The organism is Blastococcus saxobsidens (genome assembly GCF_002938435.1).
In the GTDB taxonomy this organism is placed as follows: Bacteria; Actinomycetota; Actinomycetes; order Mycobacteriales; family Geodermatophilaceae; genus Blastococcus; species Blastococcus saxobsidens.
This window is the reverse complement of sequence record NZ_POQT01000031.1, coordinates 1-20,661: the sequence shown is the minus strand read 5'-3', so window position 1 is coordinate 20,661 and position 20,661 is coordinate 1. Positions and strand designations below refer to the sequence as shown.

Annotated in this window: 24 protein-coding genes; 19 read left to right on the top strand and 5 right to left on the bottom strand. The window is 75.5% G+C overall.

Annotated elements, in window-relative coordinates; all coding sequences use genetic code 11:
- Positions 1 to 654, bottom strand: a complete 654-nt coding sequence (cofC, locus tag C5507_RS16755; RefSeq protein ID WP_242611113.1) for a 2-phospho-L-lactate guanylyltransferase — start codon at positions 652 to 654, stop codon at positions 1 to 3.
- Positions 655 to 762: 108 nt separating this feature from the next.
- Here cofC and C5507_RS16750 point away from each other — a divergent pair, with 108 nt between their 5' ends.
- Genes C5507_RS16750 through C5507_RS16740 form a run of 3 tightly spaced genes read left to right on the top strand, consistent with a single transcriptional unit; the run spans position 763 to position 3,661 of the window.
- A complete protein-coding gene (locus tag C5507_RS16750; RefSeq protein ID WP_104529655.1) occupies positions 763 to 1,530 on the top strand; it encodes a lysophospholipid acyltransferase family protein in 768 nt (255 codons plus the stop codon).
- On the top strand, positions 1,527 to 2,522 hold the full coding sequence (locus C5507_RS16745; protein WP_104529654.1) for an NAD(P)H-dependent glycerol-3-phosphate dehydrogenase: 996 nt from the start codon (positions 1,527 to 1,529) through the stop codon (positions 2,520 to 2,522). The genes C5507_RS16750 and C5507_RS16745 overlap by 4 nt, the downstream gene beginning before the upstream one ends.
- A complete protein-coding gene (locus C5507_RS16740; protein WP_207225789.1) occupies positions 2,519 to 3,661 on the top strand; it encodes a cystathionine gamma-lyase in 1,143 nt (380 codons plus the stop codon). The genes C5507_RS16745 and C5507_RS16740 overlap by 4 nt, the downstream gene beginning before the upstream one ends.
- A gap of 14 nt (positions 3,662 to 3,675) precedes the next feature.
- Here C5507_RS16740 and C5507_RS16735 read toward each other — a convergent pair whose 3' ends face one another.
- On the bottom strand, positions 3,676 to 4,416 hold the full coding sequence (locus C5507_RS16735) for a CDP-alcohol phosphatidyltransferase family protein (RefSeq protein WP_104529653.1): 741 nt from the start codon (positions 4,414 to 4,416) through the stop codon (positions 3,676 to 3,678).
- Positions 4,417 to 4,512: 96 nt separating this feature from the next.
- On the opposite strand from C5507_RS16735, the gene C5507_RS16730 reads away from it, so the two are divergent.
- Both C5507_RS16730 and C5507_RS16725 read left to right on the top strand, forming a co-directional pair.
- Entirely contained in the window at positions 4,513 to 5,646 is a 1,134-nt protein-coding gene (locus tag C5507_RS16730) for a D-alanine--D-alanine ligase family protein (RefSeq protein WP_104529652.1), read from the top strand.
- Positions 5,643 to 6,317 (top strand): hypothetical protein, encoded by a 675-nt coding sequence (locus C5507_RS16725; RefSeq protein WP_104529651.1) that lies wholly within the window; start codon positions 5,643 to 5,645, stop codon positions 6,315 to 6,317. The genes C5507_RS16730 and C5507_RS16725 overlap by 4 nt, the downstream gene beginning before the upstream one ends.
- Positions 6,318 to 6,331: 14 nt before the next feature.
- Here the strand turns inward: C5507_RS16725 and C5507_RS16720 are convergent, their stop codons facing one another.
- Together C5507_RS16720 and C5507_RS16715 are read right to left on the bottom strand one after the other, a co-directional pair.
- Complete coding sequence (locus C5507_RS16720) at positions 6,332 to 6,895, bottom strand: DUF3515 domain-containing protein (protein WP_104529650.1); 564 nt, start codon at positions 6,893 to 6,895, stop codon at positions 6,332 to 6,334.
- 12 nt (positions 6,896 to 6,907) lie between these two features.
- Positions 6,908 to 7,141, bottom strand: a complete 234-nt coding sequence (locus C5507_RS16715) for an Lrp/AsnC ligand binding domain-containing protein (RefSeq protein WP_104529649.1) — start codon at positions 7,139 to 7,141, stop codon at positions 6,908 to 6,910.
- Between the two features lie 92 nt (positions 7,142 to 7,233).
- On the opposite strand from C5507_RS16715, the gene C5507_RS16710 reads away from it, so the two are divergent.
- Genes C5507_RS16710 through C5507_RS16700 form a run of 3 tightly spaced genes read left to right on the top strand, consistent with a single transcriptional unit; the run spans position 7,234 to position 9,393 of the window.
- Positions 7,234 to 8,274: a thiamine-phosphate kinase gene (locus C5507_RS16710; RefSeq protein WP_104529648.1), complete on the top strand. Its 1,041-nt coding sequence runs from the start codon at positions 7,234 to 7,236 to the stop codon at positions 8,272 to 8,274.
- Positions 8,258 to 8,779 carry a GNAT family N-acetyltransferase gene (locus tag C5507_RS16705; RefSeq protein WP_104529647.1) on the top strand — a complete coding sequence of 174 codons (522 nt, stop codon included), beginning with the start codon at positions 8,258 to 8,260 and terminating at the stop codon, positions 8,777 to 8,779. Before C5507_RS16710 ends, C5507_RS16705 begins: the two co-directional genes overlap by 17 nt.
- Positions 8,767 to 9,393 carry a cytidylate kinase-like family protein gene (locus C5507_RS16700; protein ID WP_104529646.1) on the top strand — a complete coding sequence of 209 codons (627 nt, stop codon included), beginning with the start codon at positions 8,767 to 8,769 and terminating at the stop codon, positions 9,391 to 9,393. Before C5507_RS16705 ends, C5507_RS16700 begins: the two co-directional genes overlap by 13 nt.
- Positions 9,394 to 9,512: 119 nt before the next feature.
- Here C5507_RS16700 and rpmB read toward each other — a convergent pair whose 3' ends face one another.
- Positions 9,513 to 9,704: a 50S ribosomal protein L28 gene (gene rpmB, locus C5507_RS16695; protein ID WP_104523111.1), complete on the bottom strand. Its 192-nt coding sequence runs from the start codon at positions 9,702 to 9,704 to the stop codon at positions 9,513 to 9,515.
- Positions 9,705 to 9,890: 186 nt separating this feature from the next.
- Between rpmB and C5507_RS16690 the strand changes: the two genes are divergently transcribed.
- The 11 genes from C5507_RS16690 to C5507_RS16640 all read left to right on the top strand — a co-directional run.
- Positions 9,891 to 11,486, top strand: coding sequence for a DAK2 domain-containing protein (locus C5507_RS16690; protein WP_104529645.1), 1,596 nt, complete (start codon positions 9,891 to 9,893; stop codon positions 11,484 to 11,486).
- 3 nt (positions 11,487 to 11,489) lie between these two features.
- On the top strand, positions 11,490 to 13,682 hold the full coding sequence (gene recG / locus C5507_RS16685; protein WP_104529644.1) for an ATP-dependent DNA helicase RecG: 2,193 nt from the start codon (positions 11,490 to 11,492) through the stop codon (positions 13,680 to 13,682).
- Positions 13,683 to 13,743: 61 nt separating this feature from the next.
- Entirely contained in the window at positions 13,744 to 14,298 is a 555-nt protein-coding gene (gene rsmD, locus C5507_RS16680) for a 16S rRNA (guanine(966)-N(2))-methyltransferase RsmD (protein WP_104529643.1), read from the top strand.
- Entirely contained in the window at positions 14,295 to 14,780 is a 486-nt protein-coding gene (gene coaD, locus C5507_RS16675; protein WP_104529642.1) for a pantetheine-phosphate adenylyltransferase, read from the top strand. Before rsmD ends, coaD begins: the two co-directional genes overlap by 4 nt.
- Positions 14,777 to 15,454: a hypothetical protein gene (locus tag C5507_RS16670; protein WP_104529641.1), complete on the top strand. Its 678-nt coding sequence runs from the start codon at positions 14,777 to 14,779 to the stop codon at positions 15,452 to 15,454. The genes coaD and C5507_RS16670 overlap by 4 nt, the downstream gene beginning before the upstream one ends.
- A 148-nt stretch (positions 15,455 to 15,602) precedes the next feature.
- Positions 15,603 to 16,253, top strand: coding sequence for a YceD family protein (locus tag C5507_RS16665; RefSeq protein WP_104529640.1), 651 nt, complete (start codon positions 15,603 to 15,605; stop codon positions 16,251 to 16,253).
- A 2-nt stretch (positions 16,254 to 16,255) separates the two neighbouring features.
- Positions 16,256 to 16,435 carry a 50S ribosomal protein L32 gene (rpmF, locus tag C5507_RS16660; RefSeq protein WP_104529639.1) on the top strand — a complete coding sequence of 60 codons (180 nt, stop codon included), beginning with the start codon at positions 16,256 to 16,258 and terminating at the stop codon, positions 16,433 to 16,435.
- A gap of 38 nt (positions 16,436 to 16,473) precedes the next feature.
- Positions 16,474 to 17,244 (top strand): ribonuclease III, encoded by a 771-nt coding sequence (gene rnc, locus C5507_RS16655; protein ID WP_242611112.1) that lies wholly within the window; start codon positions 16,474 to 16,476, stop codon positions 17,242 to 17,244.
- An 18-nt stretch (positions 17,245 to 17,262) separates the two neighbouring features.
- Entirely contained in the window at positions 17,263 to 18,141 is an 879-nt protein-coding gene (gene mutM, locus C5507_RS16650; RefSeq protein WP_104529637.1) for a bifunctional DNA-formamidopyrimidine glycosylase/DNA-(apurinic or apyrimidinic site) lyase, read from the top strand.
- A 169-nt stretch (positions 18,142 to 18,310) separates the two neighbouring features.
- Entirely contained in the window at positions 18,311 to 18,502 is a 192-nt protein-coding gene (locus C5507_RS16645) for a hypothetical protein (protein ID WP_104529636.1), read from the top strand.
- A gap of 106 nt (positions 18,503 to 18,608) precedes the next feature.
- Positions 18,609 to 20,661: AAA family ATPase (locus tag C5507_RS16640; protein ID WP_158657627.1), on the top strand; the 2,053-nt coding region annotated here is incomplete at its 3' end.

Sequence of the window (20,661 nt, the reverse complement as noted above, 5' to 3'; positions counted from 1 at the left end):
TCATCGTGCCGCACCCAGGTGAACGGCGAGAGTCGGCGAGCTGCGCAGCAGCTCGGACGTCCGCGTCCCGACGCCCAGGTGGACGGCCGCGCGCAGGTCCGCCGGGGTGTCGACGTCGCGCAGCAGCCCGGGCCAGTCGCCGGTCAGCGGGAGGGCGCCGTCGTCGCGGTGGGCGCGCGCGGAGTCCCGCCCGAACCGCGGGCGCAGCGGCGTGCCGACGGCGGTGAGCAGGGTGGTGCCGGTGCCCTGCGCGTCGGTGACGAAGCAGCGCGGTGCGGCCGAGGCCGCGTCGAGCGCCGCCGCCAGCTCCGCCGGCCGCAGGGCGGGCAGGTCGGAGGAGAGCGCGGCCACTGCCGCGCCCCCCGCCGCCCGCGCACCGTGCTCCAGCGCCGGGTTCAGCCCGCGGTCGGGCTCGTCGGCCACCGTCCGGGCCCCGAGCCCTCCGGCCAGCTGGGCGGCCAGCGGCTCGTCGGTGACGACCACGACCGAGCCGACCAGCGGGCAGGCCACGGCGGCGGCCACCGTGTCGGCCAGCAGTGCGAGGACCACGGCCCGGTGGTCTGCCCCGGATGCGCCGGTGAGCGGCTGCAGCCGGGTCTTGGCGACGGCGAGCCGCTTCGCCGGGACCACGACCGACCAGGGGTGCACGGCCACAATGTGAGCACACCGTCGTCCCGGGGGGCGTCCCGCGGGACCCGGTGCGGGGGGCACGGCGGCGCGGGTCGATCATGGGGCAGCGCGCAGGAGAGGGAGGTCGACGCGATGCCGGGCAGCACGTGGCGCACCCGTGGCCGCATCCCGTTCGCCCTGTGGCTCTGCATCGTCGTCGTGCACCCCGCCGCCTCGCTGCTGTTCCGGCTGCGCTACCGGCACGCCGAGCGCATCCCCACGACCGGCCCCGTCCTCCTGGTGGCCAACCACGTCTCCGTGCTGGACCCGCTCGCCTGCGCCCGCCTGGTCTTCGACGCGGGACGCATCCCGCACTTCCTGGCCAAGCAGTCGGTGTTCAAGGGTCTCGCCGGCACGATCCTGCGGGCCGCCGGGCAGATCCCGGTCGCGCGCTACTCCACCGCGGCGCGGGGTGCGCTCACCGCCGCCGAGGTCGACCTGCGGGCCGGTAACCTGATCGTGGTCTACCCCGAGGGTTCGGTGACCCGGGACCCCGACTGGTGGCCGATGCAGGCCCGCACCGGCGCGGCGCACCTGGCGCTGACCACCGACGCGGTGGTCGTGCCGGTCGCCCAGTGGGGGCCGCAGCGGGTGCATGACTACCACACCAGGAAGCTGCACCTGCGGCTCCGCACGCCCGCCGACTACCTCGTCGGCGAGCCCCTCGACCTCTCCGCGGTCCGCGCGCAGGTCGCGGCGGGCCGCCCCATCGACGCCGAGCTGCTACGGGAGACGACCGAACACATGATGGCCCGGGTGCGGAACCAGTTGTCCGAGCTGCGCGGGGAGCCGGCGCCGCGGGCGGTGCACCCCGCGCCCCGGCGCGAACAGCCCGGGGACCTCCCGGGGAGCGCGGCGTGACGCGGGCCGCGGTCCTCGGTGCGGGCTCCTGGGGGACGACGTTCGCCAAGGTGCTGGCCGACGCCGGCTGCGAGGTGGTGCTGCACGCGCGCCGGCCGGAGCTGGCCGCCGCCATCACCGACTCGCGGGAGAACGCCGACTACCTGCCGGGTGTGCGGCTGCCCGACCGGCTGCGCGCGACCGCAGACCCCGGCGAGGCGCTGCGCGACGCCGACGTCGTCGTGCTCGCCGTGCCGTCCCAGTCGCTGCGCGACAACCTGGCCGAGTGGCGGGACCTGCTGCCGCCGGACGCCACGCTGCTGTCGCTCATGAAGGGCATCGAGCTCGGCACCACCAAGCGGATGAGCGAGGTCATCCAGGAGGTGACCGGGGCCGGGCCGGAGCGCGTGGCGGCGCTGTCGGGGCCGAACCTGGCCCGGGAGATCGCCGAGGAGCAGCCGGCGGCCACGGTGATCGCCTGCTCCGACGCCGACCGGGTCGCCCAGCTGCAGGCCGCCTGCCACACCCGCTACTTCCGGCCCTACACCAACCCCGACCTCGTCGGCTGCGAGCTCGGCGGCGCGGTGAAGAACGTGATCGCGCTGTCCTGCGGCATCGCCGAGGGGCTCGGCTTCGGTGACAACACCCGGGCCTCGCTGATCACCCGCGGGCTGGCCGAGACCGCCCGGCTCGGCATGGCCCTGGGCGCCGAGCTCACCACCTTCGCCGGGCTCGCCGGGCTGGGCGACCTGGTCGCCACGTGCAGCTCGCCGCTGTCCCGGAACCGGACCTTCGGCGAGAAGCTGGGCCGGGGGATGTCGGTCGAGGAGGTGCAGCGGAGCACCCGGCAGACCGCCGAGGGAGTGAAGAGCTGCCGCTCGGTGCTGGACCTGGCGCGGGCGCACGGGATCGACGTACCGATCACCGAGGCGGTCGTGCGGGTGTGCCACGAGGGGGAGGCGCCCGCCCAGATGGTGCGGGAGATCATGTCGCGGGAGGCGAAGTCCGAGTGAGCGGAGACCTGGCCGGCTACGGCGACGGGACGCGGGCGGTCCGTGCCGGGGAGGACCCCGCGGTGCCGGGCGCGCCGCTGCGGCCGTCGCCGGTGTTCGCCGCCCCCTTCCACCTCGGCGACCAGCCGCCACGGGCGGACGGCGCAGACGCCTACGGGCGCACCGAGCACCCCACCCTGCGGGTCTTCGAGGACGCGGTGGGCGAGCTGGACGGTGGGCGCTGCCTGTCCTTCGCCACCGGGATGGCGGCGCTGACCGCAGCCGTGCTGGCCTGCGTGCGCAGCGGTGACCGCGTGGTCCTGCCCTCGGACGGCTACTACACGACCCGCCTGCTGGCGGCCGAGGAGCTGGCCCGCTTCGGCGTCGAGGTGCAGTACGTGGCCACCCCCGACATCGAGCGGGTGGCCGCCGAAGGCGGGCTGGCCGGGGTGCGCATGGTGCTCCTGGAGACGCCGAGCAACCCGCAGCTCGACGTCTGCGACATCGCGGCGGTGGCCACGGCCGCCCACGCCGCCGGCGCGCTGGTCGCCGTCGACAACACGACCGCGACGCCGCTCGGCCAGCGCCCGCTGGCCCTCGGCGCCGACCTCACCGTGGGCAGCGACACCAAGGCGCTCACCGGGCACAGCGACGTCCTCCTCGGGCACGTGACCGTGACCGACGACGACCTGCACGCGCAGGTCAAGGGGTTCCGGGACCGAACCGGCAGCACGCCGGGCCCGTTCGAGGCCTGGCTGGGCCACCGCTCGATGAGCACCGTGGACCTGCGGCTGGCCCGCCAGGCGGCCAACGCGGCGGCCGTGGTGGAGCTGCTGGACGGGCACCCGGCAGTGACGAACCTGCGCTGGCCGTGGCGGCCGGGGGACCCGTCGTTCGCACTGGCCTCGCGGCAGATGCTGCGGCCCAACGGGGTCGTGTCGCTCGAGCTGGCCGACGAGGCCGCGGTGTCGCGGCTGCTGGCGGCCAGCCGGCTCTGGGCGGCGGCCACCAGTTTCGGTGGCGTGCACAGCACCGTCGACCGCCGCGCGCAGTGGGGCGGGGACGCCGTCCCGGCCGGGTTCGTCCGGCTGTCGTGCGGCATCGAGGACACCGCCGACCTGGTCGCCGACCTGTCCCGCGCGCTCGACGCCCTGGGCTGACGCCGGCCGGGTGGTCAGGCCCGGCGGCGGCTGCCCGCGACGGTCAGCCAGATGCTCACGCCGAAGTAGTAGACGAGGTAGGCCAGGCTCAGCACGACGACCGCGGGGTGCGGGTCGGGGTACTGCACGACCAGCACCCCGGAGCTGATCAGCCAGACGGCGGCCAGCCCCAGGTTCAGGCTGCCCAGCAGCTTCGTGCGCGAGGGGTAGACGTACTTGACCGGCACGAACACCAGCACGGTCAGCACGGCGAGCGCGATGCCCACGCCGGTGGTGCCGACGTCCAGCACGATCGCGTAGAAGGCGACGACGTTCCAGTAGCTCGGGAACCCGAGGAAGTAGTGGTCGTCGGTCTTCGCGTCGACCCGGCAGAACTGGTAGCAGGAGGCCAGCAGCGGAAGGGCGGCCAGCACCCACCCCCAGGCGCCCGGCGGCAGCCGGTCGGTGGTCCACAGCAGGACGACGGCGGCGAAGACGTAGGTGAGGTAGTCGACGATGTCGTCCATCCGCGCGCCGTCGAACCACGGGATCGTCTCCTTGACCCGGAAACGGCGCGCCAGCATCCCGTCGGTGCCGTCGACGAACAGCGTGGCCAGCACCAGCCACAGGGCGGCCACCACGTTGCCGTCGATCGCGGCGAGCACGATCAGCAGCCCCAGCACCGACCCGCTGGCGGTGTAGAGGTGCACCGCCGCACCGGCGAGCCGGAAGCCGCGGGAGAACGCCTCCGCCGGGGGAGCTGCCTGATCCTGCACGCAACGAGGCTGCCACACCGCGGACGACCCGGCGTGGGCGACGGCGACCGGCGTCGCACGAAGGGTGGGGCGGAGCACTCGGTTAGGGTCGCGGGGATGAGCGGACAGGCTGGCAAGGTGCGGGTGGCGGTCGTGTTCGGTGGGCGCAGCGAGGAGCACGCGATCTCCTGCGTCTCGGCCGGCAGCGTCATGGCCGCGCTCGACCCCGACCGCTACGAGGTGGTGCCGGTCGGCATCGCCCGCGACGGGCGCTGGGTGCTACCCGAGCCGGGGCAGCAGCTGGCCATCACCGACGGCGCCCTGCCCGAGGTCACCGGCGGCACGGCGGTCTCGCTGGTCGGGGACCCGGAGTCCCGGGGCCTCGCCGTGCTGGAGCCCGGAGCCGCCGTCGGGGCGCTCACCGAGGTGGACGTCGTCTTCCCGGTGCTGCACGGGACCTACGGCGAGGACGGCACGGTCCAGGGGCTGCTGGAGATGACCGGCCTGCCCTACGTGGGGTCCGGCGTGTTCGCCAGCGCCGCGTCGATGGACAAGGAGTTCACCAAGAAGCTCCTCGCCGCCGCGGGGCTGCCCCAGGGTGACCACGTCGTCCTGCGCGACGCCGCCGGGGCCGTGTGCGCCGATCCGGCGCTCCTCGACGAGGCGGCGCGCGCGCGGCTCGGCCTGCCGGTGTTCGTCAAGCCCGCACGGGCGGGCTCCAGCATCGGCATCACGAAGGTCACCGACTGGGCGCAGTTCCCCGCGGCGGTCGCCGAGGCCGCCGCGGTCGACCCCAAGGTGATCGTGGAGGCGGCCATCCCGGGTCGCGAGATCGAGTGCGGCGTCCTGGCGGCACGTGGCTCCGGCCTGCCGGAGGCCAGCCTGCCGGCGGAGATCCGGCTGCACGCCGGTGTGGACTGGTACGACTTCGCCGCCAAGTACCTCGACGACGCCGCCGACTTCGACATCCCGGCCGACCTCACGCCCGAGCAGACCGCCGCCGTCCAGCACGCCGCGCGCCGGGCGTACCTGGCGCTGGACTGCCGCGGCCTGGCGCGGGTGGACTTCTTCCTCGGCGCCGGCCCCGACGGCGAGGACCACCTGGTCATCAACGAGGTCAACACGATGCCCGGGTTCACGCCGATCTCGATGTTCGCCCGCATGTGGGCGGCCACCGGCGTGGACTTCGCCGAGCTGGTCGACCGGCTGGTCAGCGGCGCGCTCAGCAACGGCTCCCGGCCGGCCCGGTGACCCCCGGGCGGCCCGCCGCGCGCGGTCGGGTCGCCGCCGGCGCCCGGCTGGTCCCCGCCGGGCTCGTCCTGCTCGCCCTCCTCGGTTGCGGGCGGGCGGTCGAGGGCACCGCGACCGCCGCCGCCCCGACGGACCGGCCCTCCTCGCCGGAGGAGCTCGAGCGCCTGCTGGTCACCGAGGTGCCGTCCGGGCTGCCGCGGCTGCCCGACGACGAGGTGCACCCCGCGGCGGGGGCCAAACGGCTGGAGGACGTGGCGCGGTACTCCACCGATCCGGCCCGCGAGCGCGGGATCCTGGAGGAGTACGGCTACCGCTACGGCTGGGAGCGGTTCTGGGGGCGGGAGGCGGGGCCGATGACCGGCGTCTTCGTCGACCAGTTCGAGCAGCGCGCCGGCGCCGGCCGCTACGCCGAGGACCTCGCGAGCAACGACGCGGAGCTCTACCGCGGCGTGCTCAGCGAGGACCCTCCCGGGCTGCCCGCCAGCTGCCGGCAGCTCGTCGTGGAGCAGCCGGTGCCCGAGGTCGGGCTGGACGAGCCCGCGGCGTTCGCGTGGTGCTGGCACGGCGTGTTCAGCGTGTCGGCCACCGCGGTGGGGCCGACGAGCCGCGACGCCGTCCGGGAGGTGCAGGCGGTCCTCGCCGACCAGCTCGAGCTGCTGCCGCCGGCGTGACCGTGCGGGCGCGCTCAGGGCGCGGGCTGCGGCTCCTGGTAGGGCAACGCCTCGGCCAGGGGGACCGTGAGCGCGGTGACGGGGGCGCTGTCGACGCCTGCGGGCAGCCGGACCTCCACGTGGACCGGCCGGTCGACCGCCGTCCAGACGGTGGTCGCCGGGTCGCTCGTGTCGACGTGCCACTGGACGCCGTTGATCTGGATGGCCGAGGCGGTCACCACCCAGCCCTCGGGACGGTCGACCCCGCAGGTGAGGACCACGGCCGGGTCGCCCCACGCGTAGACGTAGGGCGTGTCGGACTGCACCCGGCGGGACGGCTCGCCGGCGAGCTCCAGCGGCAGCGTGCCCATGACGGCGGGGCAGGCGGCCTCCGCCTCGGGCGTCACCTCGGGCACGTCGAGCCGGAGCACCGGCAGGTCCTCGGGGCGGACGGGCGCCGCCCCGTCGATCTCGGCCGGGCCGGCGGCGGGGTCGCCGCCGGACGGGTCGCCGAGCACGTTGACGAGCACGACCAGTGCGATCACCACCGGGAGGGTGATCGCGGTGGTGAGCAGGGCGGCCCGGCGCAGCGGGTCCACGGGGCTACCCGGTCAGATGTTGACGACCGGGCAGGTCAGCGTGCGGGTGATGCCGTCGACCGACTGCACGCGCGCGACGACCAGACGGCCGAGGTCGTCGACGGTGTCGGCCTCGGCGCGCACGATGACGTCGTACGGGCCGGTCACGTCCTCGGCCCTGGTGACGCCGCTGATCTCGGCGATGGTCGAGGCGACCTGGGCGGCCTTGCCGACTTCGGTCTGGATGAGGATGTAGGCGTGGACCACGGGAGATCCTTCCTCCGGCAACAGTGCCGAGACGTCGTCCCCGCCGGGTGGCGGACTCGTCGGCAACCTACCCCAGCAGCTGGAGGACCTCGGTGAGTCGGCCCCGTCCGCTCGTTCCGCGCAGTGATCCCGCCGACAGCGTGCGCGTCGTCGGGGAGTTCGGCGTGATCGCCCGCGTGCTCGCCCGGTCGGGCACCGCGGCCGCCGCCGAGGTCGGCCCCGGCGACGACGCCGCGGTGGTGCGGGCCGCCGACGGGCGGGTCGTCGTCACCACCGACGTGCTGGTCGAGGGCCGGCACTTCCGGCGCGACTGGTCCTCGGCCGAGGACATCGGGCACAAGGCGGCCGCCGCCAACCTCGCCGACGTCGCCGCGATGGGGGCGACGACGACGGCCCTGGTGGTCGGGCTGGCCTGCCCGCCGGACACCCCGACGAGCTGGCTGGAGGGCGTGGCGAGCGGCCTGGCCGACGAGTGCGCACCGATGGGGGCGGCCGTCGTCGGTGGCGACACGGTGGCCTCGGCACCGGACAGCGCCGGTGTGGTGCTCTCGGTGACCGCGCTGGGCGACCTCGGGGGTCGGGCCCCGGTGCGGCGCTCAGGGGCGCGGGCCGGGCAGATCGTGGCGCTGGCCGGGCGGCTGGGCTGGTCGGCGGCGGGCCTGGCGGTCCTGCGGCGCGGGTTCTCCAGCCCGGTGGCCGTCGTCGCGGCGCACCGGCGACCCTCGCCGCCCTACGCGGCCGGTCCGGCCGCCGCGGACGCCGGGGCGTCGGCCATGTGCGACGTGAGCGACGGCCTGGTCGCCGACGCCGGTCACCTGGCCCGGGACAGCGGGGTGGTGATCGACCTGGACCCGGCGGCGCTGGCCGCGGCGTGCCTGGAGCCGGTGGGGCCGCTGCAGCAGGTCGCCTCGGCGCTGGGGGTGGACCCGATGGCGTGGGTGCTCAGCGGCGGGGAGGACCACGCCCTGCTGGCGACCTTCCCGCCGAAGGCGGTGCTGCCCCACGGGTGGACGGTGATCGGTGCGGTGCGCGCCCCGGGCAGGGAGCCGGGGGTGCGGGTGGGCGGCCGCCCGGCGGCGGAGGCGCTGCACGACGTGGGCGCGGAGAGGGCGGGGCATGTGCACTTCGGTTGAGCGGGTGCTGCGGAACGGGTCGGTGGCCCGGTTGCGCCCGGTTCCCTACGACGACCCGCTGGCGCAGGCGCTGGTCGAGGCGGTGCAGCAGGAGTACGTGGCCCGCTACGGCGGGCGCGACGCCGCCCCCGTCGACCCCGCGGAGTTCCTGCCACCGGCCGGCCTCTTCCTCGTCGCCGAGGTGGGTGGCGTGCCGGCCGGGTGCGGGGCGTGGCGGGTCTACCCACCGGGCGGGGTGGAGATCAAGCGGGTCTACGTGGCACCGGGTTTCCGCCGGCTCGGGCTGGGCCAGGAGCTCATGGCGGAGCTGGAGTCCTCCGCCGTCCGCGCGGGGCACCGGTCGGTGGTGCTCAACACCGGCGGCAAGCAGCCGGAGGCAGTCGCGCTGTACGGGGAGCTCGGCTACACGCCGGTCGCCGGTTACGGGGTGTACGCCTGCTCGCCCGACGCGGTCTTCCTGGGCAAGCAGCTGCCGGCCGGGGAGGACGAGTCGTGGGCATCGTGACCGTGTCGGCGTCCTACGGTGCCGCGGGCGCGGAGATCGCGCCGACGGTGGCGGAACGGCTCGGGCTGCCCTTCCACGACCGGGCGATCCCCGTGCGGGTGGCCGGGCGGCTGGGGGTGCCGGTGGAGGAGGCGGAGGCCAACGACGAGACGGTCGTGCGCGGTCTGTGGCGGCTGGTGGCCTCGCTGGGCACGATGCCCGACCCCGTGGGCGCCGTCGTCCCCGGGACGCCGCTGCCGGACGCGCGCGCCTACCGGGAGCAGACCGAGCGCGTGCTGGCCGAGATCGCCGAGGGCGACGGCGGTGTGGTGCTCGGCCGCGCCGCGGCGATGGTGCTCCGCGACCGGCCCGATGCCCTGCACGTGCGGCTGGACGGGCCGCGGGAGCAGCGGTTGTCGGCGGCCGTGGCCCGCTCGGGACGTCCGCGCGAGGAGGTGGCCCGCGAGATGGCCGCCGCCGACCGTGGGCGGGAGGCCTACGTCCGGCACTTCTACCGCTGCGATCCTGCGGCGGCGGGGCACTACCACCTCGTCGTGGACACCACGGCGCTGCCGCTGGACACCTGCGTCGAGCTCGTGGTCGCCGCCGCACGCGGGCGCGGGCTCGGCGGGTAGCCCGCGCACACGAAGAACCCCGGAGGTCGGTGACCTCCGGGGTTCAGCGACGTGCTGGAACGGCCTCGTCCCGGGGCCCGCCCTGAGCTTGCGAAGGGTGGGGAGGACGAGGTCCTTCGTCAGGCGCGGACGACCTTGCCGGCGCGGATGCACGAGGTGCACGCGTTGATCCGGCGACGGTTGCCGGGGGCGATCAGCGCCCGCACGGACTGGATGTTCGGGTTCCAACGGCGCGGCGTGCGGCGGTGCGAGTGCGACACCGACATACCGAAACCGGGGCCCTTGCCACACACATCGCAGTTGGCAGCCACGGTTGATCACTCCCAGAAAGAATCGTTCACAGACGGCGGGGCAAGGCAGCACCCGCGACAAGACCGTCCAACACTCTAACCGCTTCCGCGGCGGGACGTCGCAGCACCCTCCGGACGGGCGCCGATCCGGCGGCCCCGCACCCGAGGACGACCGGTTCCGTCGGTCCGGGTGGGTAGCCTTCCCCCGTGCTGACGGCGCTGGACGACGCCGCGGTCGGGCAGTGGTGCCGCGCCGCGGTCGAGGCGCTGTCCGGGTCCAGGGGGCGGCTGGACGAGCTGAACGTCTTCCCGGTCCCCGACGGGGACACCGGGACCAACCTCCTGCACACCGCGGAGGGGGCGCTGGCAGCCCTCGACGCGGCCGGTGGGGGGGAGTCGGCCTGGCCGGTCCTCGCCCGGGGCGCGGTCCTCGCCGCCCGCGGCAACTCCGGCACGATCCTCGCCCAGCTGCTGCGCGGGCTGGCCGACCAGCTGACCGCGCAGCCGCCCGCGGAGGGGCCCGCGTTCGCCGCTGCCCTGCAGAAGGCGGCCGAGGGCGCGTACGCCGCCGTCGCCGACCCCGAGGAGGGCACCTTCCTCACCGTGGCGCGGGCCGCCGGCGAGACGGCCGTGGCGGCCGTGGCGGACGGCCGGCCCGAGCTGGCCGACGTCGTCCGCGCCGCCGCGGACGGTGCCCGCGTGGCCCTCGACCGCACTCCCGGGCAGCTGGCCGCGCTGCGCGAGGCCGGCGTCGTGGACGCGGGCGGGGCGGGGCTGTGCCTCGTGCTCGACGTCCTCGTCCGCACCGTCACCGGCTTCGAGCCGGTGCGCCCCGCGCTGTCCCTGCCCGAGCACCACCACCGGCACGAGCACGCGCCGCACCAGCCGCCGCCCGGCCCGGGCAGCGAGGTGCAGTACCTGCTGGCCGACGCCGACGAGGCCGCCGTCGAGCGGTTGCAGCAGCGGCTGGCCGCGCTCGGCGACAGCCTCGTGGTCGTGGGGGTCGACACCCCGACCGGCCGCGAGTGGAACGTGCACGTCCACGTCGCCGACGTCGGTGCCGCCATCGAGGCGGGCATCGAGGCCGGTCGCCCCCACCGCATCTCGGTCACCCCGCTGGCACCCGTGCGCCACCCGGACCCGGTCCCGGGGCGGCGCGCCGTGGTCGCCGTCGTGCACAGCGACGGGCTCGCGGCGCTGTTCGCCGCCGAGGGCGTGCGGGTCGTCGTCTGCGGCGCGGGCGGCGTCACCGAGGACGACATCCACGCCGAGATCCTGGCCTCGGGCGGGGAGGAGGTCGTCGTGCTGCCGAACGACGCCGGGCTCCTGCCGGTGGCCTCCCGGGCGGCCACCCGGGCACGGGAGACCGGCCGGGAGATCGGCGTCGTCCCCACCCGGTCGCCGGTGCAGGGCCTGGCCGCCGTCGCCGTCGCCGACCCCGAGCGGCGCTTCGGCGACGACGTCATCGCCATGGCCGAGGCTGCCGCCGCCACCCGGTGGGCCGAGGTGACCGTCGCCGACCAGGAGGCGCTCACCTCCGCGGGCCGGTGCCACCCCGGCGACGTCCTGGGCTCCGCCGAGGGCGACGTGGTCGTGATCGGCCCCGACCTCGCCTCCGTCGCCTGCGACCTGCTGGACCGGCTGCTGTCGGCCGGTGGCGAGATGGCCACCCTGGTCGTGGGGGAGGACGACGAGCTCGGCGCCACGGTCTGCGGCCACCTCTCGTCGGTGCACCCCACGGTCGAGGTCGTCCGCTACGGCGGTGGTCCCAGCTCGCTGCCCCTGCAGATCGGGGTGGAGTGAGGCGTGGCGGTCACCCTCGGGACCCCGCTGGGAAAGGTCCTCGGTCCGAAGACGGCCACCGGCATGGCCGAGCAGCTGGGGCTGCATACCGTCCTGGACCTGCTCCGGCACTACCCGCGCCGCTACGCCCGGCGCGGGGAGCAGGCCGACCTCGCCGACGTCCAGGTCGGGGACCGGGTCACCGTGCTGGCGCAGATCCGCAGCGTGACCACCCGCCCGATGCGCAACCGCCGGGGGTCGCTCACCGAGGTCGTCGTGGGCGACGGCAGCGGGCGCATGAAGCTGGTGTTCTTCAACCACCGGCACGCGCACCTGAAGGTCAACGCCTGGGGGATGTTCGCCGGAACCGTGGGGGAGTACCGCGGGGAGAAGCAGTTCGCCCACCCGGACATGCACCTGCTCGACAACAGCGACGACGAGACCGACTGGGCGCGGGCGCTGGTGCCGATCTACCCGGCCAGCAAGGACGTCTCCAGCTGGGTCATCCAGAAGTCGGTCAAGCTGCTGCTGGGCGCCGGCGGTGGGTTCGGCGAGCTGATCGAGGACCCGCTGCCGGAGGAGATCCGCGCCCGCCACGGGCTGCTGCCGCTGGCCTCCGCGCTCCTGGACATCCATCGCCCCACCACGACCGACGACGTCGAGCGCGCCGAGCAGCGGCTGAAGTGGGACGAGGCGCTCACCCTCCAGCTCACCCTCGCCGCCCGGCGTCGCGCCGCCGCCCTCGAGCCCGGCACCGCCCGGCCGCGGAAGGCCGGGGGACTGCTGGAGGCCGTCGACGCCGCCCTGCCGTTCGCGCTCACCGAGGGGCAGCGCGAGGTGGGCGAGGAGCTGGCCGCCGAGCTCGACCGCGACCAGCCCATGCACCGGCTGCTGCAGGGCGAGGTCGGCTCCGGCAAGACGGTGGTCGCGCTGCGGGCCATGGCCCAGGTGGTCGACGCCGGCGGGCAGGCGGCGCTGCTGGCGCCCACCGAGGTGCTCGCCGCCCAGCACGCGCGGGGCATCCGCGCCCTGCTGGGGCCGCTCGGCCGCGCGGGGGAGATCGACGGTGACCCCGGGGGCACCCGGGTCACCCTGCTCACCGGCTCGCTCAAGGCCGCCGCCCGCCGCGAGGCGCGGGCCGAGGTGGCCGAGGGGCGGGCCGGCATCGTGGTCGGCACCCACGCGCTCCTGCAGGAGGGCGTCGACTTCGCCGACCTGGGCCTGGTGGTCGTCGATGAGCAGCACCGGTTCGGCGTCGAGCAGCGCGACGCCCTGCGGGCCAAGGGCAGCCGTCCGCCGCACGTGCTGGTCATGACCGCCACCCCCATCCCGCGCACGGTGGCGATGACCGTCTACGGCGACCTGGAGATCTCCACGCTGCGCCAGCTGCCCAGCGGCCGCGGCGGGGTGTCCAGCTCCGTCGTCCCGGTGGTGGAGAAGCCGGGCTGGCTGGGCCGCGCCTGGGAGCGGCTGCGCGAGGAGGTGGCCGCCGGCCGGCAGGCCTACGTGGTGTGCCCCCGCATCGGCGACGTCCCCGGCGCCGACGACGAGCCCGAGGACGCCGACGGCGCCCCTCCGGACGAGGACGGGCGCAGCGACCGGCGACCCCCGCTGGCCGTCCTGGAGGTCGCCGAGGACCTGCGCTCCGGCCCGCTGGCGGGGCTCCGGCTCGACGTCCTGCACGGCCGGATGACCCCGGAGGAGAAGGACGGCGCCATGCGCGCCTTCGCCGCGGGGGAGACCGACGTGCTCGTGGCCACCACCGTCGTCGAGGTGGGTGTCGACGTGCCCAACGCCACGGTCATGGTGGTCATGGACGCCGACCGGTTCGGTGTCAGCCAGCTGCACCAGCTGCGCGGGCGGGTGGCGCGGGGCAAGCACGCGGGTCTCTGCCTGCTGGTCACCGAGGCGCCGTCGGCCTCGCCCACCGGGCAGCGGCTGGCCGCTGTCGCCGCCACCTCCGACGGCTTCGAGCTCGCCCGGCTGGACCTGGAGACCCGGCGGGAGGGCGACGTCCTCGGCGCCGCGCAGTCCGGCCGCCGCTCCGGGATCAAGCTGCTCTCGCTGCTCGAGGACGAGGAGCTGATCGCCGAGGCCCGCGTCGAGGCCACCGCGCTGCTGTCCACCGACCGCGGCCTGGCCGACCACCCGGGCCTCGCCGCGGAGGTCGCCGCACTGGCCACCGACGAGCGCGCCGAGTGGTTGGAGAAGGCATGAAGGACCCCCTGCCCCCCGCGACTCGCAAGCTCGCCGCGGGCCCCTGCAGGGGGCCGTTGGCATGACCCGCCTGATTGCGGGCCTCGCCGGCGGCCGGCGGCTCAAGGTGCCCCCGGCCGGGGTCCGCCCGACCGGCGACAAAGCCCGCGGTGGCCTGTTCAACTCGCTCGGCTCGCTGGTGGACCTCGACGGCGCCGCCGTCCTGGACCTGTACGCCGGCTCCGGCGCGCTCGGGCTCGAGGCGCTGTCCCGCGGCGCCACCGACGTCGTCTTCGTCGAGTCCGGACCGCGGGTGCTCCCCGTGCTGCGGGAGAACCTCGCCACCGTCGGGCTCCCCGGGGGCCGGGTGATCGCCGGATCGGTGCCCACCGTCGTCGCCGCGCCGGCACCCCAACCGTTCGACGTCGTCCTCGCCGACCCGCCCTATGCCGTGCCGGTCGCCGAGGTCGAGACGGTGCTCCGGGCGCTGGTCGACGGCGGCTGGCTGGCGCCCGGCGGTCTGGTCGTGGTCGAGCGGTCCAGCCGCGAGGAGCCCTTCGAGTGGCCGACACCCCTGGAGGGACTGCGCGAACGGCGCTACGGCGAGGCAGTGCTCCGGTACGGTCGGCGTCCGTGAGGCGTGCCGTCTGCCCAGGATCCTTCGACCCTGTCACCAACGGGCACGTCGACGTCATCAACCGGGCCGCCGGCCTCTACGACGAACTGGTCGTGGCGGTCCTGGTGAACCCCGGCAAGGCGGGCCTCTTCCCGGTCGAGGAGCGCATGGAGCTGCTGCGCGACGCGGTGGCCGACCTGCCCAACGTCACCGTCGACAGCTTCCAGGGGCTGCTGGTCGACTACTGCCGCACCCACGACATCCCGGTGATCGTCAAGGGGCTGCGGGCGGTCAGCGACTTCGAGTACGAGCTGCAGATGGCGCAGATGAACCGCGAGCTCGCGGCCATCGAGACGCTGTTCGTGCCGACCGCCCCCCAGGTCGGGCACCTCTCGTCCAGCCTGGTGAAGCAGATCGCCACCTTCGGCGGCGACGTCTCCCGGCTGGTGCCCGAGGCCGTGCACGACCGGCTGGCCGAGCGCACCCGGCGGGCGGAGCAGTGACCCGCCCCAAGCGCATGGCGACCACCGAGGTCGTCTACCGCCTGTACGAGACCGTCGACGAGCTGACGACGGTCATCGAGAACGCCCGCAGCGTGCCGATGTCGAGTTCCTGCATGGTGCCCCGCGACCACGTGCTGGACCTGCTCGACGACCTCCGCGAGTCGCTGCCGGAGGACGTGCAGGCCGCCGGCGCGATCGTCGAGCAGCGGACCGAGATCCTCCAGCAGGCGCAGGCCGAGGCCGAGCGCCTCACCGGCCGCACCCGCACGGAGAGCGAGCAGCTGGTCGTGCAGGCCCGCCGCCAGCGCGACGAGATCCTGGGCACCGCCCGGCGCCAGCGCGACGAGCTGCTCGCCGCCGCGCAGGCCGATGCCGAGCAGATCCTGATCGACGCCGAGGCCGAGGCCGAGGAGCTGCTGGCCGAGGGCCGGCGGCTGCAGGCGCAGCTGGTCGCCGAGGCCCAGGAGGAGCACGAGCGGCTGATCACCGAGACCGAGGTCTACCGCAGCGCCGTCGACCGCGCCGACGAGCTCGGTGCGCAGTCGCACACCGACGCCGCCCGGATGCGCGCCGAGGTCGACGAGTACGTCGACACCCGGCTCGCCGAGTTCGGGACGACGCTGGAGCGCATGCTCCGCTCGGTGGAGAAGGCCCGCACCACCCTCCGGGAGTAGAAGGACCCCCTTCCCCCCACCGTTCGCAAGCTCACAGCGGGGCCCTGAAGGGGGCCGGGGGGATCGGGTAGGCTCGATCCCTGGTCCGACCCCCGTGGCTCCCGCCCCGGCCGGGCACCCTTCCCGCTCACCGACCGCGAGTACTGACATGCCTGCTCCCACGCCGCACCGCTCCGGCGCCCCGTCCTCCAGGCCCACGGCCTCCCAGGACCGGCGTCCCGCAGCCAACCCCTGGAAGATCGACCTCCGGGAGCTCGGCCGGCGCGCGGGATCGATGCAGGAGGTCGACCGGACGGCGCCCGCGCCGGCCGACTGGCGCGTCGAGCTGCTCGGCGTCCCCGAGGGCGCCCAGGCCCACCTTCGGCTCCGGCTGGAGTCGGTCATGGAGGGCGTGCTCGTCACCGGGGAGCTCGAGGTGCCCGTGGTCGGTTCCTGCGCCCGCTGCCTCGAGCCGATCGAGGACAGCCTCCGGCTCGACGTGCAGGAGCTGTACGCCTACTCCGGCAGCACCACCGAGGCCACGAGCGAGGAGGACGAGGTGCGCCGGGTCGAGGGCGACTTCCTCGACCTCGAGCCGCTGGCGCGGGACACCGTCGTCCTGAGCCTCCCGCTGGCCCCCGTCTGCACCGAGGACTGCGCCGGCCTGTGCGTCGGCTGCGGTCAGCGGCTCGACGACCTCCCCGCCGACCACTCGCACGAGATCGTCGACGCCCGCTGGGCCGATCTCGCCGCGAAGTTCGGCACCCCTGCTTCCTCGTCGGGCACCCCCGGCGGACCCACCACCCCAGAGGAGAACTGATCGTGGCCGTTCCGAAGCGGAAGATGTCGCGCGCCAACACGCGCATGCGCCGGTCGCAGTGGAAGGCCAGCGCGCCGACCCTGTCGCCGTGCCCCAACCGCGCCTGCGGCGAGCTCAAGCCCCCGCACCAGGCGTGCCCGAACTGCGGCCAGTACGACGGCCGTCAGGTCCTCTCGGTCTGATCTCCCGTACCCGCACCGCCATGGGGACGCCGGCCGCCGTGACGCATCCGCCCGAGGATGCCGCGGACGGCCGCGCCCCTGGCGTGGTGATGCACCCCGGGGGTGAGGCGCACACCCGCCGGGCCGACGCCTGGCTCGCCGACGCCCTCGGCGTCGACCTGCCCGGCGGCCTGCTCGGGCTGGCCCTGACCCACCGGTCGTTCGCGTACGAGAACGGCGGGCTGCCCACCAACGAGCGCCTGGAGTTCCTGGGCGACTCGGTGCTGGGCCTCGTCGTCACCGACGAGCTCTACCGCAGCCAGCCGGACCTCCCCGAGGGCCAGCTGGCCAAGCTGCGTGCCTCCGTGGTCAACATGACCTCGCTGGCCAGGGTCGCCCGGCGCCTCGGCGAGGGGGGCCTCGGCCCCCACCTGCTGCTGGGCCGTGGCGAGGAGACCACCGGCGGCCGGGAGAAGGACTCGATCCTGGCCGACGCGCTCGAGGCGCTCATCGGCGCGATCCACCTCGGCCGGGGGCTGGAGGCCGCCTCGGCGATCGTCCACCGGCTGTTCGACCCCCTGCTGGTCGAGGCCGCCACCCGCGGCGCCGGCCTGGACTGGAAGACCAGCCTCCAGGAGCTCGGGTCCGCCCAGGGGCTGGGCGCGCCGGTCTACCAGGTGGCCGACGAGGGTCCCGACCACGCCAAGACCTTCACCGCCGACGTGCTGCTCGCCGGGGTCGTCCGCGGCAGCGGCAGCGGGCGCACCAAGAAGGCCGCCGAGCAGGAGGCCGCCGAGGCCGCCTGGCGCACCCTGTCCATCGACGCCTGACCGACGGGGGCCAGACCCATGCCTGAACTGCCCGAGGTCGAGGTGGTCCGTCGCGGCCTGGAGCAGTGGGTCGCCGGCCGCACCGTCGCCGCGGTGGAGGTGCACCATCCGCGCGCCGTCCGCCGGCACCTGGAGGGCACCGAGCACTTCGTCGCGACGCTCACCGGCCGCACGTTCACCGCTGCCCACCGCCGCGGCAAGTACCTCTGGCTGCCGCTGGCCGAGCCCGACGGCACGCCGTCGGACCGGGCCCTCGTCGGTCACCTGGGCATGAGCGGCCAGCTGCTGGTGGAGAAGCCCTCCGCCCCGGACGAGACGCACCTGCGCGCCCGGTTCACCTTCACCGACGGCGGCCGTGAGCTCCGCTTCGTCGACCAGCGCACCTTCGGCGGCCTGGCGGTGGAGGAGAGCGACGGCGACGGCGTCCCGCCGCGGCTGGCGCACATCGCCATCGATCCGCTCGACCCGGGCTTCGACGTCGACGCGTTCGCCGCCGCGCTGCGCCGGCGCCGCACCGAGGTGAAGCGGGCGCTGCTCGACCAGACGCTCATCGGCGGCGTCGGCAACATCTACGCCGACGAGTCGCTGTGGCGGGCCCGCCTGCACGGCACCCGCCCCACCGACAAGCTCACCCGCGGGCAGGTCGCCGACCTGCTCGACGGCGTCCGGGACGTGCTGGGGGAGGCGCTGGCGCAGGGCGGCACGTCCTTCGACTCCCTCTACGTCGACGTCAACGGGCAGAGCGGCTACTTCTCCCGCTTCCTCGCCGTCTACGGCCAGGGGGACCGGCCCTGCCCGCGCTGCGGGACGGCCATCGTGCGCGAGCCGTTCATGAACCGGTCCAGCTACAGCTGCCCCACGTGCCAGCCGCGCCCGCGGGCCCGGCGGAAGGCCTGAGCCCGTTCACGTCGACGTGACGAACGCGACACCACCCGGTGTCGTGGCGTCCACGGTGCCGCCGTTGACCTGCGTGTCCGTCGGTGTCACCCTGGGGACACCAGACCGCGCCGACCGATCATCGGGGCGCCGGTCACACCCTCTCGCTGTCTGAAAGGCCGTCACAGCCATGGCCAAGGCCCTGTTCGGTTCCGTCGTCGCCCCTGCGGAGCTCCGGGTACTCGAGGAGAACGCCGTGCTGCGCGCCAAGGTGCGTCGGCTGGAGGCGGAGCTCGAGGAGCTGCGCGCCCAGCGCGACGCCGCGATCGCCCACGAGCTGCTGTCGATGGCCGGGGACACCGCCCAGCCGGCGCTCGCCTGACGAAGGACCTCGCCGCCCCCCACCCCTCGCTCCGCTCGGTGCGGGCCCCTGCGGCGAGGCCGTCACGACACGGCTTCTCGTCGTCACCCGCGGTTAAGGTTCATCCGTGCACCTGTCGAGCCTCACGCTGAAGGGTTTCAAATCCTTCGCGTCCGCCACCACGCTGCGGCTCGAGCCCGGGATCACCGCCGTCGTCGGCCCGAACGGGTCCGGCAAGTCCAACGTCGTCGACGCCATCTCGTGGGTGCTCGGCGAGCAGGGCGCGAAGAGCCTGCGCGGCGGCAAGATGGAGGACGTCATCTTCGCCGGCACCGCCGGCCGCCCCGCGCTCGGCCGGGCCGAGGTGACGCTCACGATCGACAACACCGACGGCGCGCTGCCGATCGCCTACACCGAGGTGTCGATCACCCGCCGCATGTACCGCTCCGGCGAGAGCGAGTACGAGATCAACGGCGACAAGGTGCGGCTGCTCGACGTGCAGGAGCTGCTCAGCGACTCCGGCATCGGCCGCGAGATGCACGTCATCGTCGGCCAGGGGCAGCTCGACGCCGTCCTCTCCGGCCGCCCCGAGGACCGCCGCGCCTTCATCGAGGAGGCCGCCGGGGTCCTCAAGCACCGCAAGCGCAAGGAGAAGGCGCTCCGCAAGCTCGACGGGATGCAGGCCAACCTCGACCGGCTGGCCGATCTGACCGCCGAGCTGCGCCGCCAGCTCAAGCCGCTGGGCCGCCAGGCCGAGGTGGCCCGCCGCGCCGCGGGCGTGCAGGCAGACCTCCGCGACGCCCGCCTCCGGCTGCTCGCCGACGATCTGGTGCAGCTGCGCGACGCCCTCGACCGCGACGTCGCCGACGAGACCGCCGCCCGTGAGCGCCGCGCCGTCGTCGAGCGGGAGCTCTCCGGGGTCTCCCGACGGGAGGCGGAGCTGGAGAGCGACCTCGCCGCGAGCGCGCCGCGGCTGCAGGCGGCGTCGGACACCTGGTACCGGCTCTCGGCGCTGGGCGAGCGCTTCCGCAGCGTCGCCCAGCTGGCCGCCGAGCGGCACCGGCACCTGTCCGCCGCCGCCCCCGCGACAGCCCCCGGCCGCGACCCCGACCAGCTCGACGCCGAGGCCGACCGCGTCGCCGCCACCGAGGCCGAGCTCGCCGCCGGGCTGGCCGCCGAGCGCGAGCGGCTGTCCGCCGTGGTGGCCGCGCGGACCGACCTGGAACGCGCGCTTGCCGAGGCGGAGAAGGCCTGGGTCGCCGCCGCCCGTGCGCTCGCCGACCGGCGGGAGAGCCTGGCTCGGCTGTCCGGGCAGGTCGCCGCGGCGCACTCCCGGGTCAGCGCCGGGCAGGCCGAGATCGACCGGCTGACCCTCGCCGCCGCCGAGGCCGCGGACCGCGCCGAGGTCGCCGCCGAGCGGCTGGCCGACCGGCGCGGGCAGGTCGCCGAGCAGGAGGACACCGACCTCGCAATGGTCGCCGCGCACGAGGACGCCGTGGCCGCGCACGCCGCGGTGGCCCGGCGGGTGACCGAGCTGACCGAGGCCGAGCGCGCCGCCGAGCGCGACCGCGCCTCCTGGCAGGCCCGGCGCGACGCCCTCGCGCTCGGTCTCACCCCCGCCGACGGCGCGGCCGCCGTGCTCGGCGCGGGGCTGGCCGGGGTGATCGGGCCGGTGACCGAGCAGCTGACGGTGGGTGCCGGTGACGAGGTGGCCATCGCGGCGGCGCTGGGCGGCATGGCCGAGGCCGTCGTCGTCTCCGGGGTCGCCGAGGCCGCAGCGGCACTGGACCACCTGACCAGGACCGACGGCGGCCGCGCCGGCCTGCTGGTCACCGGCGGTCTGCCGCCGGTCCCGCGCGACGGCTGGCCGGAGCTGCCCGCCGGCGCCCGCTGGGCGCTGGACGCGGTCGAGGCCCCCGATCCGCTGCGTCCCGCGCTGGCCCGGGCGCTGGAGCGGGTGGCGCTGGTCCCCGACCTCGACGCCGCCGTCGCGCTGGTGCGCACGCACCCGCGGGTCCGCGCCGTCACCGCGGCCGGCGACCTCCTCGGCGCGGACTGGGCGGTGGGGGGTCAGGTCGACGCCCCGTCGAACCTGGAACTGCGCGCCCGCGTGGACGAGGCGGCCGCGGAACTGACCGCGGCCGTCGCCCGGGCCGCGGAGCTCGCCGAGCAGGAGGAGC